15 protein-coding genes are annotated in these 16,163 nt (G+C 51.5%); 7 read left to right on the top strand and 8 right to left on the bottom strand.

Translation table 11 applies throughout. The annotated features are described in order from the left end of the window. Positions 1–156 precede the first annotated feature (156 nt). From lipA to H6F91_RS08060, 3 genes are all read left to right on the top strand, one after another. The gene (gene lipA, locus H6F91_RS08070; protein ID WP_190770779.1) at positions 157–1,044 is read left to right on the top strand and encodes a lipoyl synthase; all 888 of its coding nucleotides are present in this window, start codon (positions 157–159) and stop codon (positions 1,042–1,044) included. After that, positions 1,037–1,396: a DUF6464 family protein gene (locus tag H6F91_RS08065; protein WP_190770778.1), complete on the top strand. Its 360-nt coding sequence runs from the start codon at positions 1,037–1,039 to the stop codon at positions 1,394–1,396. The genes lipA and H6F91_RS08065 overlap by 8 nt, the downstream gene beginning before the upstream one ends. Positions 1,397–1,478: 82 nt before the next feature. Then, on the top strand, positions 1,479–1,619 hold the full coding sequence (locus H6F91_RS08060; RefSeq protein ID WP_190770777.1) for a hypothetical protein: 141 nt from the start codon (positions 1,479–1,481) through the stop codon (positions 1,617–1,619). A 219-nt stretch (positions 1,620–1,838) separates the two neighbouring features. Here H6F91_RS08060 and H6F91_RS08055 read toward each other — a convergent pair whose 3' ends face one another. Next, positions 1,839–2,933, bottom strand: a complete 1,095-nt coding sequence (locus H6F91_RS08055) for an acyltransferase (RefSeq protein WP_190789290.1) — start codon at positions 2,931–2,933, stop codon at positions 1,839–1,841. A 564-nt stretch (positions 2,934–3,497) separates the two neighbouring features. Between H6F91_RS08055 and H6F91_RS08050 the strand changes: the two genes are divergently transcribed. The 4 genes from H6F91_RS08050 to H6F91_RS08035 all read left to right on the top strand — a co-directional run bounded on the left by H6F91_RS08050 (position 3,498) and on the right by H6F91_RS08035 (position 7,568). Further along, a complete protein-coding gene (locus H6F91_RS08050) occupies positions 3,498–4,538 on the top strand; it encodes an ABC transporter ATP-binding protein (protein ID WP_190770775.1) in 1,041 nt (346 codons plus the stop codon). Then, positions 4,539–5,339 (top strand): ABC transporter permease, encoded by an 801-nt coding sequence (locus H6F91_RS08045; protein WP_190770774.1) that lies wholly within the window; start codon positions 4,539–4,541, stop codon positions 5,337–5,339. Positions 5,340–5,369: 30 nt separating this feature from the next. Further along, positions 5,370–6,929, top strand: coding sequence for a Gldg family protein (locus H6F91_RS08040; RefSeq protein ID WP_190770773.1), 1,560 nt, complete (start codon positions 5,370–5,372; stop codon positions 6,927–6,929). A 93-nt stretch (positions 6,930–7,022) separates the two neighbouring features. Beyond that, positions 7,023–7,568, top strand: a complete 546-nt coding sequence (locus H6F91_RS08035; RefSeq protein WP_190770772.1) for a DUF4340 domain-containing protein — start codon at positions 7,023–7,025, stop codon at positions 7,566–7,568. A gap of 132 nt (positions 7,569–7,700) precedes the next feature. On the opposite strand, the gene H6F91_RS08030 is transcribed toward H6F91_RS08035, so the two are convergent. The 7 genes from H6F91_RS08030 to hemF form a co-directional block, all read right to left on the bottom strand. Beyond that, on the bottom strand, positions 7,701–8,156 hold the full coding sequence (locus H6F91_RS08030) for a GNAT family N-acetyltransferase (protein ID WP_190770771.1): 456 nt from the start codon (positions 8,154–8,156) through the stop codon (positions 7,701–7,703). Between the two features lie 350 nt (positions 8,157–8,506). Beyond that, on the bottom strand, positions 8,507–9,838 hold the full coding sequence (opcA, locus tag H6F91_RS08025; RefSeq protein ID WP_190770770.1) for a glucose-6-phosphate dehydrogenase assembly protein OpcA: 1,332 nt from the start codon (positions 9,836–9,838) through the stop codon (positions 8,507–8,509). A gap of 103 nt (positions 9,839–9,941) precedes the next feature. Further along, positions 9,942–11,471: a glucose-6-phosphate dehydrogenase gene (gene zwf / locus H6F91_RS08020; protein WP_190770769.1), complete on the bottom strand. Its 1,530-nt coding sequence runs from the start codon at positions 11,469–11,471 to the stop codon at positions 9,942–9,944. Between the two features lie 47 nt (positions 11,472–11,518). Further along, positions 11,519–12,565: a class 1 fructose-bisphosphatase gene (fbp, locus tag H6F91_RS08015; RefSeq protein ID WP_190789289.1), complete on the bottom strand. Its 1,047-nt coding sequence runs from the start codon at positions 12,563–12,565 to the stop codon at positions 11,519–11,521. 313 nt (positions 12,566–12,878) lie between these two features. Beyond that, the gene (gene psb29, locus H6F91_RS08010) at positions 12,879–13,586 is read right to left on the bottom strand and encodes a photosystem II biogenesis protein Psp29 (RefSeq protein ID WP_190770767.1); all 708 of its coding nucleotides are present in this window, start codon (positions 13,584–13,586) and stop codon (positions 12,879–12,881) included. Positions 13,587–13,716: 130 nt separating this feature from the next. After that, complete coding sequence (locus H6F91_RS08005) at positions 13,717–14,076, bottom strand: STAS domain-containing protein (RefSeq protein WP_190770766.1); 360 nt, start codon at positions 14,074–14,076, stop codon at positions 13,717–13,719. Between the two features lie 658 nt (positions 14,077–14,734). Beyond that, positions 14,735–15,778: an oxygen-dependent coproporphyrinogen oxidase gene (gene hemF / locus H6F91_RS08000; protein ID WP_190770824.1), complete on the bottom strand. Its 1,044-nt coding sequence runs from the start codon at positions 15,776–15,778 to the stop codon at positions 14,735–14,737. Positions 15,779–16,163 lie beyond the last annotated feature (385 nt).

Below are 16,163 nucleotides of genomic sequence, written 5' to 3'. Positions count from 1 at the left end.
AATCTTGGCTTTGAAGCCTGAAAACCGCTTGCCTTCGGCAAGCGGTTTTCAGGCCTAATTCCATACTGAGAATTGCTGCAGCAATGCGCACCCAACACACCCATGCAATTCCGCTGGACTGCTAAGATCAGTTTTGAAGTTTTTTTTACAACAAGCGTGACAGTCAAGCCAGATTGGTTGCGGGTCAAAGCACCCCAATGGGAACGGGTTGGAAACGTTAAGGACATCCTGCGGGATTTGGAGCTGAATACCGTTTGTGAGGAAGCCTCCTGCCCCAACATTGGCGAGTGCTTTAACGCGGGGACAGCCACGTTTCTAATTATGGGGCCAGCCTGTACTCGGGCCTGTCCCTATTGCGATATTGATTTCGAGAAGAAGCCAAAAGCGCTTGACCCAACCGAGCCCGATCGCCTGGCCGAGGCCGTACGACGGATGAACCTGAACCATGTAGTCATCACCTCGGTAAACCGGGATGATCTACCCGATGGGGGCGCGACTCAGTTTGTACGCTGCATCGAGGGTATACGAAAGGTATCCCCAAAAACCACAATTGAAGTCTTGATTCCAGACCTGTGCGGGAACTGGGATGCCCTCACCACTATTTTGCAAGCCCAGCCAGAGGTGTTGAACCATAACACCGAAACCATCCCTCGTCTCTATCGCCGGGTGCGCCCCCAGGGCAACTATGAGCGATCGCTCGAACTCCTGCGCCGAGCTCGGGAACTAGCCCCCTGGACTTACACCAAATCCGGCATCATGGCAGGGCTTGGAGAAACAGATGAGGAAGTCTATCAGGTTATGCAGGATCTACGCGCTGTGGATTGTGACATCCTGACCATCGGGCAATACCTGCAACCCAGCGCCAAGCATTTGGGTGTAGACACGTTTGTCACGCCCGAGCAGTTTGACCGTTGGCGGCAACAAGGTGAGGCTATGGGCTTCTTGCAGGTGGTGTCGTCACCTTTAACCCGAAGTTCTTACCATGCCGAGCAAGTGCGCCTGCTTATGGAACGTTACCCCCGAGTAAAGCCTATCTATGGATAACACTCCAACACTGCCCACTGAGGTCATTCTCAGCCACTCCTGTGAAACGGTGGGGCGGGTACAGTTGGATTGGAACCCTCAGCCAGGAGCCTATTTCGATCTGGAAGGCAAAACCTACACGGTCTTAGAACGGCGCCATCGCTACCAGCTCAAAGCCGGACGCTACCATTTGCATAAAATTGCCCTCTATGTGCAAACGGTGCAACGCCCTGCCGAAACGACCTGGGTCGGTGGGCGATGGGTCATGGGAAATGCGACCTGTCGCTACAACGCATCCTCTGAGCTGGTGCGCTGTGCTGTAAACCCTGATGGCCCCTGTGCCGGGTGCCGCTATTATGAGCGAAACAGTTAAGGCTCTGCCTTTTGGGCGATCGCACCCCGGCGATCGCTACCCTACAGTCAAGGCGTAGACTAACATTTTCCGAAGGGGAGTTATGGCTAGCAACGATGGGCGCAAGCGCCAAATTCTAGATCATGTAAACCGTACCAGCGGCACCGTCATCCGTAGCACTTCTCAATCTGCTGAGGAGAAGAAGCGCCGCATTCTCGACCATGTTAACCGCAGTCAGGGGTAGAACTACAGCCCATCTCTGAGCTCGTGTAGCAGGTTCACCTGCTACTTGTAATCCCTTATTAGCTCAGCTCAATCAAATGTAGAATTTCAAAAAGCTGTGCCATCTGCCTTGCAGGTGGCACAGCTTTTTGAAATTCTATGTTGAATTACACCTACCTAACCTCAAGCCGGGATAAGCCAAGTACCCACAAAAAGTTCTCAAGCTGATTTAGGTCACTTATCAGCGTTGAAATGATTTGGGGGTTTTGTAATACGGCTTTCGATAACGCAGAAAGGGGGCCTCTATAAATTTCATGCTTAGCATTCCGATGGGAACCATGGCTAAGAAAACAATGATGGAAATTGGTAGTGCCACATAGAAATCAGAAATATCCAATAGGTGTTTATCTATATACTTTGCCACATCAAAAACAAAGAAGTAATGAAATAAATATAGAGAATATGAATACTCACCAATTGTAGATAAGGTATTCGATAGGATGCCTTGCTGATGAGTAAATGAAGTTTCATACCATGCTATGAGTGCAGCGAAAGTTATCCCTTCGGCTGTTGGTAGCCAAATCCAAATTGATGAATGTGAGGGGTATCCTTCAAGCATAGAAAAGCCCCCATTTACGTTGAACCAGTAGTAGATTGACAAGAAAAAAGCAGAGATAAATGCAATGAGAACATGGTTCTTTTTGAAGAAACCACTCCAATAGAAGCCAAGAATTCCAAGTACAAATTGATCAATTCGACCTAAAATTGTCCAGTAGGCAATGCTCTGGACCTCACCTTGAATAGAAAAGAATAAAGTTCGAATTCCAAATGCTAGAGCGATAAGTAGTAGTAAGAATAATGATGATCTTTCCTTAAGAGCTCGAAGAATCGGAAGAAGAATATAGAAATGCAATTCTGTAGTAATTGACCAACCGCCATTCGGCCAGGTCGGCAGTATAAAGCCTTCAATAAAAGTAAGTAAAGTAAGTACTACAACATATTCCTCTCCTTGAAAAGCTTTTAGAACTGCACTTAATACCATTACCAGTATTAGCAAAGGAAACAGTCGAAGAACTCGATTCCGTAGAAATAGACGATAATTGATTGACTCTTTATTGTGTAACAGCTTCGCAAAAAGGTAGCCACTTAATGTCATAAAAAGGGCTACACCTACATGCCCTTCATCAATAAGTACGAGTGGCCCCCAAAATGGAGAGCCTTGTAATGGAACGGGATGTCCATTCCCATGCATGAAGTGCCATTCAAAAACAAGAAATAGGGCAATGGCACGGATATGATCAAAGGCGACGTAATGTTCGCCAGATGTAGATTTCATACAAGATTTTCTAGTTTGGTAGTGCACAAAAGAGGAGGTGTGGTGAAGTTACATAACCCTTCATCACACATTACTAGGCTAGTAAGGAATATTGATCATTAATATCCATAACCATGAATTTCACGAGGAAAGATGCATTCCACTTTTACAGAACTAAGAAGGTTTCCGCATAAAATTAATCTGCAGTATAGTTGGCTGCCCATGAAGTCATTAGGCCAACTACATTGCCAGGCCATTTCGTTACTGAAAATCTCTTAAAAACTTACATTTATCAGACATTTATAAGCTTTAAATGGGACGCACCCTCAATCATCAGCGTGCCACGGAGCATTAGACGTATCCTACAAACGTGTTGAGTTTGGCTACAATGCTCTATTGGCATCTCTGCCTGTTTGTATTCCCTTGGTACAGCCGGAATTTAGCAGGTATGCTGAAGTGTCCTGGATGGCAGAGATTTGGGCAAACCTATCCCGACGGCTTGGAATAGTGCCAGAGGATGGGTATGGTTGTGCCATCTCACTAGCACCGCCGCCCCCGTAAACCCACCCCTTATCGCTACTACGCATGATCGAAGCGGATCACTTAAGCAAAGTTTATGGCAGCACCTCGGCGATCGAGGATGTCACCTTTTCCGTTGAGTCGGGAGAGATTTTGGGTTTCCTAGGGCCAAACGGAGCGGGAAAGACGACAACAATGCGTATTCTGACCGGCTATCTTCCAGCCAGCCAGGGTACTGCCCGCATTGCCGGGTTTGATGTCCATGAAAATTCTATGGCTGTTCGCCAAAACATTGGCTATCTGCCCGAAACCCCACCCCTCTATACGGATATGACTGTAGAGGGGTTTCTCTGGTTTGTAGCCCGGTTGAAGGGCGTAGCGGCGGGCGATCGCCCCACCCGCGTCACTGCTGCCCTGAAGCGCTGCAACCTGGAGGAAAAGCGCCAGGTTTTGATCCGTAAGCTCTCTAAGGGATTTCGGCAACGGGTCGGCATCGCTCAGGCCCTCGTTCACGACCCTCCAGTCATCATCCTGGACGAACCTACCGTAGGTCTTGATCCGCGCCAAATTATTGATGTTCGCAATTTAATCAAGAGTTTGGCAGGCGATCACACCATCATTCTCTCCACCCACATCCTGCCTGAGGTCAGCATGACCTGTAGCCGGGTCGCCATTATCAACAAAGGCCGGGTGGTAGCCACCAATACGCCTGACCAGTTGGTCACCGAGATGTATGGCGGCAACGGTTACGAATTGGAAGTCGATGGCAATTTTGCCGCTGTCGAAGCCACTTTAAAGAACCTGCCCGAAGTCCGTTCGGTAGAGAGCCTGCCAGATTTGTCATTAGCGGAGGGACATTATCGTTTGCGGGTGATGACTGATGGCCCTGATGATTTGGGACGGCAGGTATCAGCCGCAGTCGTGGGATCGGGGCTGGGCCTTTATGAAATGCGCCGCATTCGCATCAGTCTGGAGGATGTGTTTCTGGAGCTTACAACTCAGGAAACGAGCCCTGAGGATGTTGAATCTGACACTGAGTCAGAATCGGAGCCGATAGCGACCCCCATCGAACCCACCCTATCCCCCGAATCTGAGGAGGACGCCTAGATGTGGATTATTTGGAATAACGTTCTGGCGATCTATCGGCGGGAATTACAGAGCTACTTTGCCTCACCCTTCGCCTATGCGATCGCCGCTATTTTTTGGCTGCTGAGCGGCTTTTTCTTCGTTGTAGTACTACTTGGCCCTGATGGTCTACTGAGCCAGGTAGCCTTCCGCGACCAGGCAGGGATAACAGAACCGCCTATTGATGTGCCCTACCAGTTCCTCAGTATTTTTCTAAATTTGATTGGGTCACTTTCCCTGTTCTTGCTGCCCATGCTCTCCATGGGTCTTTACTCGGAGGAACGTAAGCGAGGCACCCTGGAGCTGTTGGCTACATCCCCCGTCACAAACTGGGCCGTCTCTGTGGGGAAACTGCTAGGGGTCGTCACCTTCTTCCTGACGATGACCCTGCCATTGATGCTTTACGAAACGATTGTTTTTAGCGCCTCCAACCCTCCTGCTTCATTTCGGGTGATGGTGTTGGGGCACGTGGGCCTGCTGCTGATGGCAGCCAGTGTTCTCTCCCTGGGGATGTTTCTCTCGTCTCTCACCGATAGCACGATCCTGGCGGCCATTCTGACATTTGCGCTGATGCTGCTGCTATGGGTGACCGACCTGATCGCCAATAGCTTGACTGGGCCAGTCGGTGAGATCATTGGCAATCTCTCCCTGGTGAGGCACTACACCGATCTCAGCCAGGGCCGGCTTAATACGAGTGGTCTGGTACTATTTGCCAGCTATATTCTGTTGGGCATTTTTCTCACGGCTCAATCCATTCAGGCATTCCGCTATCAGCGCTCCTAATTTCTGCTTAATCCTTGCGTTTCCTACTTTATGAAATCCTGGAAGTCCTGGTCTCGCTACACTCGATACCTTTATTGGCCCGGCCTGTTTCTACTCGTGATGGGGCTGACTGCTGGCCTGGTAGCTAGCAGTTGGGGGCCCTTGCCTCTGAGCTTGATTGGGATTGGACTGGCCATCTTGCTGGCCTGGCTACTCATCCGGCTGGATAATGTGCAAGGCGCCTGGGAACAGCGCTCTACACAGGAGGGTGCGAATGCAGCGATCGCCACCGTAGCCGTTCTCGCCATTTTCCTCCTGATCAACATTCTGGCGAACCGCTATAACAAAACGCTGGATTTGACCGAAAACCGAATTTTTACCCTGGCTCCCCAAAGCCAGGAAGTGGTGAAGGGATTGCAACAATCCACCCAGGTGTATCTGTTCGACCCCATTCCCAATCCCCAGGATCGGGCCTTACTAGACAACTATGAGCGCCAGAACCCCGAGAAGTTTGACTATCGCTATGTCGATCCTCAAGCGGAACCCGGTGTAACCCAACAGTTTGGGGTGCAGAACCTGGGCGAGGTCTACGTGCAGCAGGGTGAGCGCCGCCAATTGGTGCAAACCGTTACCCCCGAGCAACGGCTGACGGAACCTCGGCTGACCAACGCATTGGTACAGGTAACAAGCGATCGCAAACCCAAGGTTTACTTCATTCAAGGACATGGCGAGCGTCAGTTGGAAGCTGGGCAGGGAGGTTTATCCCAATCGCTACAGAACTTGCAGGGAGAAAACTTTGATGCGCTCCCCCTGAACCTAGCCAGCAACGCTCAAGTGCCGAAGGATGCAGATGTGCTGGTGTTAGCAGGACCACAGCGGGCCTTGCTACCGGAAGAAAAAGCAGCGTTGAATTCCTTCCTGAAAACGCCGCGTGGGTTGATGGTGCTGGTTGATCCCCAAACCGATCCGAAACTGGATGATCTGTTAAAACCCTGGGGTATAGAGTTGGGCGATCGCATTCTCTTTGAACCCGCCGCCGGCCGCGATGGTGTCGTCACAGTGATTAATCAGTATGGCCAGCACCCTATTACTCAACAGTTAGGCAACGGCATCTCCTTCTACCCGCTAGCAATTCCTCTACAGATTACGGAAGCCAAAGGAGTACAGGCATCCCCACTCCTGATTACAGGGCCTGAAACGGAAGCCCGAGCTGTAGGGAGCGATGGGGCTCTGCTGCCGGCTCCAGAGTCAGAACCACGCGGCAGCTTCACGGTAGGAGCTGCTTTTACCCGCCCCGTGGAGACAAAAGCGGCGAAACCGGACGGAACAAATGCGGCCCCCGCCGAAACCCGTTTAGTGGTGATTGGCAACTCTAGCTTTATCACGGATGGTTTTGTGAACCAACAACTCAACCGAGACGTGCTACTCAATGCGATGAGCTGGCTGAGCCAGGAGGAGAACGCAACGCTCACTATTCGAGCAGCAGAACCTACCAATCGGCGCATTGTACTATCGCCAGAGCGCCGAGTTACTCTGGCCGTTGTGGCGATGGGATTGCTGCCCGCCCTTGGCTTTGCTCTGGCTGTGGCTATCTGGTGGCGACGACGGTAAGCGCCCGGACGTGATTAGGAAACAAACCTGCATAGGGATGCCAAATTGTCATGGCTAACGTTGCATTCTGGATGAATTGAAGAAGGTTGACGTATGAAACTGCAACGTCGAAATTTACTGCTAGTCGGAGTGGCACTGGGTTTAGGAGCTGTAACCCTATTAACCCAGAAGCCTCAGACGGAATCTGCGACCGCTGGCACAACGGATTTGTTTGGGTTTGAAGAGGCGCAGGTCAAAGCGCTGACAGTGCAGGTGAATGGGCGATCGCTCGCCTTTGAACGCGACAAGAACAAGGTCTGGCAAATGACCAAACCTGATAAAGCAGTAGCCAATGATGCAAACGTGGCGTATCTGGTGAACTTGCTCGCAACGGGGGTACAGAGCGATCGCCCCCTCACAGTCACTTCCGACAAGCTGGGCACTTATGGTCTAGATAAACCCTACGCCACTCTCGATGTCACCCTGGAGAATGGCGAAGCTCACAAGCTTGTATTAGGCACATACAACTTCAACCGGGCTAATCTTTACGCTCTAATTGATTCCCCTAAAGAACTTCCAGAAGAACTGAAGGTTGCCTTGGTTTCTCCAGACTTTGAAGTTGCGCTGAACCGACCTCTCAATGACTGGAAACAGCCCTAACTTCGCTATCACCTTTCAAGCATGGAATCTAAGGAGGTTTCTGCATAAGAATCTACCCAGGATGTTGGTGCTTTGCCCGCAAAGCGGGCAAAGCACCAACATCCTGGGGGTAATTTCATTGTTGGAAATCTCCTAAAGCTTTTTTGTCATAAATACACTATTGGGATCATTAATGTAGTCCCCAAAGGGACCCCGGTACTCAAACCCGTATCGTGTGTACAGAGCACGCGCTGGAGCAAATTCTGGAAAGGAGCCTGTCTCTAAATAGAGACAATCGTAAGCTCGCTGCTTCGCTTCTTGAAGGATGTGTTCAAGGATTTTTGAGGCAACACCTTTACGACGGTAGGTATTAGCCGTACGCATAGATTTGATTTCACCACTCTTGGCATCCAGCTCTTTCAATGCTCCACATCCCAATAATTCATCGCCTTCCCAAGCGCACCAAAAGGTAATGTTGGGCGATCGCAACCCCTCCAAATCAAGGGCATGAACGCTTTCAGGTGGAGATATCTGGCGCATATTTTCAAGATGTTCCTGGAGCAAGGTTGCGATCGCCTTGCCCGTTAGATCATCTTCACGAATTTCCATAAACCTCACCTTTCATGTTTGTACAAGAGGTAGTGTGTGACGCCTACGCGCTACACACTACCTCTTGTACTTAATCAACTTGAATACTGCAAGATAGGGCTAAGCAATTGAGTCAAAGGCTATAGCCAGTACAAAGATTAGATTCCTGAACCTGGCATGATTTGGGAGGGGATTTAGGATGTGTTTTGGCGATCGCTTTTCACACGGATGGTGTAGTTTTTGGCGTTGCATCCCCTAGTCAGCAATGCCCAGCTTTTCGTACACCCGAATACTGGTTGCTAAAAATGGGTTGTTTGAGGACGCTGCAAAGCTTTGCCCTCAAACAACCCATCATTCAAAATATGCAGTGTCTACTTCTGCCGCAGGCTCTCAATCTGGGCCACAACGGCCAGGCTTTCTTCAAATAGCACATCCCGGCCCCACCGCTGTAATTGCTGGCCCATGAGGAACTCAGCCTTCTGGTCAGGCATAGCTGTTACTTGCTCCGTCCGGCTAAACTGAGCACCGCCACCTGACTCCATTCGCATACAGCCGGTAGTTTCAGAGCAGAGAATAGTGGCGCAGTTGGCGTTGGGATTAGTGGAGGCCATCCGCAAGCCGATCAGGTCGCCCACAATTTCACCAGGGTCGCCCACGGGAATGGCGGCCAGTTCTGCCTCAACGATGCGGCCATTAGCCCCTTTAAAGGTAATGTGCTTCAGATCATAATCCTGATTGGATTCTGTATAGGTCAACGGTTGCCAATTCAAGCGGCTAGCCAACCACCCCAGGAACAGGAATGATTGGGCCGCGTTGCCCTTTTCGTAGTCAATAGTGATGCGATCGATATCCACCAAAGATTCACGACGCTCTGGGGGATCGTAAGCCGCCGCTGTCAGTTCTTGCCAGATAGAAAGGCGATGCCAGTTGAGATCCGCTACATAGGTTTCCTCCTCCACCAGCTCGTGCATCTTCACGAATTCTGATTCAGGGTCGCTGAAGTAGCTGGAGTCCAAAATTAAACAGTGAGATTGTTTAGCGAGTTTCTGGAACAGCTCCTGCTCAGGATTGGGAGTAGCTTTCCACCAAACAAAGCGAGGCAGCTCCGGAATCATCAGCGATGACACCAGGTCACCCATGCGATGAATCGCTTCCTTAGACCCTCGCAGAGTGATGTATTCACAGCACACCATCCCTGACAGACCATTTTTCTGAATGGGACAGTAGGCCGATACCTGAGCTGTAACGTTGTCAGTACCGCCAATTTCAGGACAGAGGGTGATGATTCGGCAAGGATTTTGAGCGGCGATCGCATCGCTGATACTAAAGCCTCGAGAATTGAGATTACTCAGCTGCCGCTTCTCAGGAGGCAGCTTCGACACCTCATCCCGTAGGCGCTGGAGGGTATCGGGATCAACCCGGCCTGTCACTTCCATACCAAAGTTTTTCTGGGCAGCCTGAACAGCCGCTTTCGTATACGGGCCGTGGATACCGTCAATTGGGCCATTGTAGAACCCTAAAGCCGCCAGCAATTGCTGAAACTCCTCGGGTTCATAGATCACCATACTGAAGGTTGTGGCGCGGGTTGCCACAGGAGATATGTTATCTCCCGCCTGATTCAGCCAAATTTGACTCAATTCGGCTTCAATTTCACCAACGGAAATATCTTTGGGTTTTTGCAGTGCAACAAGTGGAGTAGTCATAGCGTTTGTGGGAGCTTCAGTGATTAACAAGCGTTTCCGGCAACTTCGAACCCCAGCTCTCTCCGGCAACCCGGTGCCTGCTGGATAATAGATATGGCTCAGCTTACAACCGACGCCATCGACGGCCATCCCGATTTAAGAGTAATTCTGCCTCGACTGGCCCCCAGGTTCCGGCCTCATAGAACGGAACTGCATCCGGAGCTGCCGGAGCATCCCACACCTCCAGAAGCGGCGTCAGAATACGCCAGGCTGCTTCAACTTCGTCGCCCCGAGTGAACAATGTCTGATCTCCCAACATGGCATCCACCAGCAGACGGCTGTAAGCATCTGTACTGGGTTGACCGAAAGCCGTGTCATACCGGAAGTTCATATCTACCGATCGCGTTCTTAACGAGTTCCCCGGCGTCTTCACCTCAAAGCGAATGGAAATACCCTCGTCCGGCTGAATCCGCATAGCCAATACATTCGGGTTCGCCTGCTTAGAAGCCGACTGGAACATCAGAAAAGGCACTTCCCGAAACTGAATAGCAATCTCAGAAACCTTCTTGGGCATCCGCTTTCCAGTTCGCAGGTAGAACGGCACCCCTTTCCAGCGCCAGTTGTCGATATTCAGTTTGATTGCGGCAAAGGTGGGGGTCGTGGATACAGGCGTTGCTCCTTCTTCGTCCCGGTAACCTGGGACCTGTTCCCCCTTCATCCAACCGCTAATGTACTGCCCTCGAATAGCAGCCGTGTCAATGTGTTCAACATCAGCCAAGCGTGTAGCTTGCAGCACCTTCACCTTTTCGTTGCGGATGCTATCTGCGAGCAGGGCGTTGGGCGGTTCCATGGCCGTCAGGCAGAACAACTGCATCAGATGATTTTGCACCATGTCACGCAGGGCCCCCGACGTCTCGTAGTAGCCTGCGCGCCCTTCCAGCCCCACCGTTTCTGCCACCGTAATCTGAACATGGTCTACGAATTGGCGATTCCACAGCGGCTCGAAAATGGCGTTGGCAAAGCGAAACACCATCAAATTCTGTACGGTCTCTTTGCCCAGATAGTGGTCAATCCGGTAAATTTGCGACTCAGCACAAACCCGCTGCACTACCTGATTGAGAATTTGCGCTGAGGTTAAGTCTTTGCCGAAGGGCTTTTCAATGATCAGCCGTTGCTTGCGTGGATCGACCAGCATTCCCGCAGCTCCCAATTGCTGGGTTGCTTCTCCAAAAAAGCGGGGCGCAACGGACAGGTAAAAGACGCGATTGCCCCGGGTGTTGCGTTGGGTATCGACTTCTTCTAAAAACTCCCGTAACCGCTGGTAATCCTCAGGCTGGTCGATATTACCAGGGCAGTAAAATAGGCCCTTGGCAAAATCATTCCAGATTTCCTCATTGCGAATGCCACCCCCAAACTGCTCAACCCCTTCCCGAAGGTGTTCCCGGAAAAAATCGGTACTCCATTCCCGCCGGGCTACCCCCACGATGGAGAGCTCGGGGGGTAGCCGCCGCTCCAGACGCATCTGGTACAGAGCCGGTACCAGTTTGCGCTGGGTCAGATCGCCCGTCGCCCCAAAGATGACGAGGATCTGCGGTTCGGGAATGCGGTCTTGCTGTAAGCCAACGCGAAGGGGGTTTTCGAGCAGGGTAACCATGCGATCGCTCCTGAGGATTTAGATAGACCAGAAGGGGAGAACTCGGACTAAGAGGCAGCACTCGCCCCTGCCCGTTGTTTTTGTACAAAAGATTCCACCAATGCCACATCTTCCCGACTACCGATCACCAGCGGTGTCCGTTGATGAATTTGGGATGGAACCACGTCGAGAATATCTTGGGTGCCAGTGCTGGCTCGTCCACCCGCCTGCTCCATCAAATAAGCCAGAGGGGCCGTTTCATAGAGGAGACGTAGCTTACCATCAGGCTTGGCTTCCGTACCGGGATAAAGAAATACTCCACCCTGGAATAGAATGCGATGGAAGTCACCAACCAACGCCCCACCATAGCGGGCCGTATAACCCTCCTGTTGGTGAACGTAACGCACAAACTCCCGATAGGATTCATCCCATTGCCAGAAGTTGCCCTCATTTACGCTGTAAGTCGGGCCATGAGCTGGGGTCTGAATATTTTCATGGGAAAGGATAAACTCACCCAGACTAGGGTCCAGAGTAAAGGCATGCACTCCCGTGCCGATGGAGTAGACCAGCATGGTGCTGGGGCCGTAGAGGATATACCCGGCAGCAATCTGGTTCCGTCCATGGCTCAGCAAATCCTTCGCTTCACCGTCCAGATCATTGCCCACCTGCCGCCGCACCGCAAAGATCGACCCAACGTTAATGTTGATGTCAAGGTTAGACGAACCATCAATGGGGTCGTAAAGCAGCGTATAACGCCCAATGGGACAGTTCTCGGGAATGTAATAAGGCTTCTCCATCTCTTCGGAAGCCAGCCGACACACCAGGCCGCTTTGCTCAAAGACAGAGATAAAAACCTGGTTGGCAAAAACATCCATTTTTTTCACCTCTTCCCCCTGGACGTTGGTACATCCAGTGAAGCCAAGAGATTCTTCGACTAGCCCAGAGCGGCTAAGGCGACGGGCGATTAGCTTTCCGGCCAGAGCAATGCGATTCATTAGGGCGCTGAGGTCCTGGGCATCGGCGGAGAAGCTTTGGAGTTGTTGTAGTACGTGCCGCGACAACGTAGTGCAGTCGCGTTCAATGCCGTACTTATGGTTAAGTGCTGAGTCAAGCATGGGCTTCCTGTGCCAGTAAAGAGCAACTTCAGCCTGGGTACAGACCAAATGGAGATACTGACCAATGCGAAGGGAGGCTATTGACAGTACCTCTCGACTCCTATCTTAGGGAGCCATTTCAGGAAAGGGGGGTTTACTTTAGGTCATCTATAGAAATTCGCTCTTCCGAATGATTGTGCATGAGACTTATGTATTGATGTGATACCCGGCGGGTTTCACACCACACACATCTCATCAATACGAAAAAAACGGGTTGGAGAACTGTGTTCTCTAACCCGTTTTCAGATTGATTTTAGAATCCTGCAGGAGCCTGCTACGACTCTGATGAGGTCGCTGAAGAGGAAACAGCGTCTTTTTGCTTGGCGCGCTCTTCTTTCTTCTTGCGATCAGCTTTCAGAATGTCTTCTAGCACAACTTGAGCCTGGGCAAACTTATCCAGATTACTGCGATAAAGTTCCAGGTCCTTCTGAAGTTTGTCTGTGGGCAGCTTCAGGGGCTGAGCTACGGATTCAAGGAGAGAATCACGCTGTTGGGCGTCTTTGGCGATCGCCGGATTCATTTGCTCCAACAACGTAAACAGGCCTACCGCAAACAACCGGTTGTACTTGAAGTTTGGGTTTTCAGCAATGCCCCGCAGCTGTGGGAACAACCCATCTCCATGCAGCGAACCCAAGTTCTGCAGATTGCTTTGGAAGCTTTCGACGGAAAGCGAGGCGGCTTCAGAGCGCAGTTGCTCGGCCTGCTGGCGATATTGGTCAGCGTTGCCGCCAACTGCCTGGCATAGGGAACTGAAAATCGATGTTTTGTCGGTTTCGGGGCGGTAGCCCTGCATGAAGCGATCAAATGTCGTGACAACGCCCAACGCGTAGATGGGGTCGTAACGAAAATCTGTGTTCACCGACAGCAAATGCATTTCTACCATCAGTTCTTCCACAATCCGGCGATAGATGGAATTGATGGGCCGAGTATGGGCGTTGTAAAAGGCTCGCTTGGTATCCGAGACCGTTCTGACTTCGTTCACAGTCAATGCCTGGCTATCTCTATAGATCTCAATTATTCCACAGGTAATCCCCGCAATTCCAGGATCTTACCCAGAACCTCTCTTCAGAGATATCTCAATTTCCCGTCTCTGGGGTGTGGACGGATGTCCCTTATCGGGTCATCTCGCGAGGTACACCTTCCAGAGCTTCTTCTTCAGTATCAAAAATCTCGAAGACGGAATCCATCATGGTCACTTCGAAGACTAGCTTAGCTTCCGGGTGTACGTTACATATCCGGAAGCTGCCTTTGACTTTATCGGCATCCCGCATTCCAGCCACCAGAGAGGTTAAGCCGGAGCTGTCAATGAAGTTGACTTGTCCCAGATTCACCACGATGTGGGGGCTGAGGCGTGAGATACATTCCTGCAACTTTAGGCGAAACTGCCACGCGGTCGTGATGTCCAGCCGCCCTGTTGGGGTCAGAATGATGATGGTTTTTCCGTCGTCCGTGACGTGTGTTTTCTGGTCCATGACAGTCTCTTCCAGACTCCCGCAACGTTGATAACCTGGCTCACAAACTTTAGCTGGCAGCGATGTCGCTTCACCATTTTGAGGAGAGTTGCCAGTTCTTCTCTCGCCTAGTATGCCCAAACTTGGGGTCAAGGTTCACGCCTTAGGCTGGATTTTTCCAGGCTTTGGTGGCGAGGGGGAAGATGAGTATTTGTTCATATTGCTATGAAAAGTGCTTAAAATCTGGTTGTTTTTGTGAGAGGCGCATGGAGTGTGGCTCTCACAAAAACAACCGTGGCTGATTCAATGGTAAAGCGCTGTGGGCGTTGCGTACTGGTTGGGTGTTTGAGGCTCTGCTTGGGGACGCGTCGCTCCCCAAACCCCTCGACTGGAGGACGGGGCGCCGTCCCCCAGACCCCCTTGCGCTAAGGGGTTTTTGGTGGGAGGTGAATGTGGCGCTTCGCATCGGTGGGTTTTAAATTAGGTTTTGCGCTGCTGGGAAAGTTTTGTGTAGATGGGCCTGTAATTTTGACCAGAAATATCTCATGTGCTGAAACCTTTATGGTAGAGGCATTGCATGCAATGCCTCTACCATAAAGGTTTCAGCTTTTATAAAGGAAGCCGCAGTTCTCAAGAGAACTGCGGCTTCTACGGATAGGTACAAACTACGTTTGCATGATTAGAATTTGCCGGGAGCCCAGTTTGCCCAGTCTTGGGGTTTGAGGAAGAGCTCGTAGAGTTCGGATTCGGGGGTGTTGCCTTCAGGGGCAAAGCTGTATTCCCAGCGAACCAGGGGGGGGAGGGACATCAGGATGGACTCGGTGCGGCCGTTGGTCTGGAGGCCGAAGATGGTGCCGCGGTCGTAGATTAAATTGAACTCGACGTAGCGGCCACGCCGGTAGAGTTGGAAGTCACGCTGGCGATCGCCATATTCCACATCCCGACGCTTCTGCACGATGGGCTCGTAAGCGGGGATAAAGCTGCGGCCACATTCCTGGACGAAGGCAAACAGTTGCTCCCAGGAGCGAGGGGCGACTTCGCCGATTTCGTTGCTCTTGGCGGCGGCGATTCCTTGGGGATCAGGGCCACGGTAGAGGGTGCCTCGGCCATCCTGGTAGTCGAAGAAGATACCGCCAACACCACGGGGTTCTTGACGATGCTTCAGGAAGAAGTACTCGTCGCACCAGGGCTTGAAGACGTTGTAGTATTCGGGGTTGTGGCGATCGCACGCCGCCTTGATGGTCTGGTGGAACTGGGAGGCGTCTTCCCGGAAGGGGTAGTAGGGGGTAAGGTCAATGCCACCGCCAAACCACCATACAGGGCCAGCCTCGAAGTAACGGTAATTGAGGTGGACGGTGGGGATGTAGGGGTTATGGGGGTGTAGCACCATAGAGGTGCCGGTGGCGTAAAAGCCATGGCCTGCGGCTTCGGGGCGTTGCACCAGAATGGAGGGTGGGAGATCGTTGCCCCATACTTCGGAGAAGTTAACGCCGCCCTGCTCGAACAGGTTACCGGCTTTGATGACGCGCGATCGCCCACCGCCCCCCTGGGGCCGCTCCCAACTGTCCTCTAGAAAACGCTGACCACCATCCAATTCCTCAAGGCGCTGGCAAATTTCGTCTTGCAGGGTCTTCATAAACGTGCTGACCCGCTGCTTGGAGTCGGCGGGCGGAGCAGCAGGCGTGACAGGGGTATTAACTTGAGGAGCAGAGGAACTTGTCATATCGTCTGAAATCCGGCTAAGACCTTTCAAAAGTGGCGTTTTTAAGGATGGGTCGGATAGCAGCATCCGCAACCACGCTGAACGCATTGTTCAGGCAACCACGGGGTGGGCCGTCCCCAGTCCGGTATCTAGACTATCTCGTATCTGACAACAGACCGATACGACCAAAAGAGAATGTAAAGAATGTTGATGATTCCCATCATTTTGCAGAGAATCTGAGGCGACCTCAACCATAGAGGTAAATGCCGTCAAACCCACTTCAGCAGCGGGATAGATTCGTAGGAATAATTTTCTTGCGACTATAGCAAAACGTCGTCCTGAGGGCTGCACTAAAATAGGATATTTGATGAGGTAGGGTCAGCCTTTGGGGTACCGTTGCCCGCCT

The organism is Leptolyngbya sp. FACHB-8, from assembly GCF_014695575.1.
In the GTDB taxonomy this organism is placed as follows: Bacteria; Cyanobacteriota; Cyanobacteriia; order Elainellales; family Elainellaceae; genus Vacuolonema.
The sequence above is the reverse complement of the archived record's forward strand: the minus strand, read 5'-3'. Positions and strand labels throughout refer to the sequence as shown.

What these genes read in the sequence shown, in the direction of transcription:
- H6F91_RS08065 (WP_190770778.1), top strand. Translation starts at nt 1,037, where the DNA reads ATGGATAACACTCCAACACTGCCCACTGAGGTCATTCTCAGCCACTCC.
- fbp (WP_190789289.1), bottom strand. Translation starts at nt 12,565, where the DNA reads ATGCTTGACTCAGCACTTAACCATAAGTACGGCATTGAACGCGACTGC.
- H6F91_RS08040 (WP_190770773.1), top strand. Translation starts at nt 5,370, where the DNA reads ATGAAATCCTGGAAGTCCTGGTCTCGCTACACTCGATACCTTTATTGG.
- H6F91_RS08035 (WP_190770772.1), top strand. Translation starts at nt 7,023, where the DNA reads ATGAAACTGCAACGTCGAAATTTACTGCTAGTCGGAGTGGCACTGGGT.
- H6F91_RS08050 (WP_190770775.1), top strand. Translation starts at nt 3,498, where the DNA reads ATGATCGAAGCGGATCACTTAAGCAAAGTTTATGGCAGCACCTCGGCG.
- H6F91_RS08005 (WP_190770766.1), bottom strand. Translation starts at nt 14,076, where the DNA reads ATGGACCAGAAAACACACGTCACGGACGACGGAAAAACCATCATCATT.
- opcA (WP_190770770.1), bottom strand. Translation starts at nt 9,838, where the DNA reads ATGACTACTCCACTTGTTGCACTGCAAAAACCCAAAGATATTTCCGTT.
- H6F91_RS08055 (WP_190789290.1), bottom strand. Translation starts at nt 2,933, where the DNA reads ATGAAATCTACATCTGGCGAACATTACGTCGCCTTTGATCATATCCGT.
- H6F91_RS08030 (WP_190770771.1), bottom strand. Translation starts at nt 8,156, where the DNA reads ATGGAAATTCGTGAAGATGATCTAACGGGCAAGGCGATCGCAACCTTG.
- H6F91_RS08045 (WP_190770774.1), top strand. Translation starts at nt 4,539, where the DNA reads ATGTGGATTATTTGGAATAACGTTCTGGCGATCTATCGGCGGGAATTA.
- H6F91_RS08060 (WP_190770777.1), top strand. Translation starts at nt 1,479, where the DNA reads ATGGCTAGCAACGATGGGCGCAAGCGCCAAATTCTAGATCATGTAAAC.
- hemF (WP_190770824.1), bottom strand. Translation starts at nt 15,778, where the DNA reads ATGACAAGTTCCTCTGCTCCTCAAGTTAATACCCCTGTCACGCCTGCT.
- zwf (WP_190770769.1), bottom strand. Translation starts at nt 11,471, where the DNA reads ATGGTTACCCTGCTCGAAAACCCCCTTCGCGTTGGCTTACAGCAAGAC.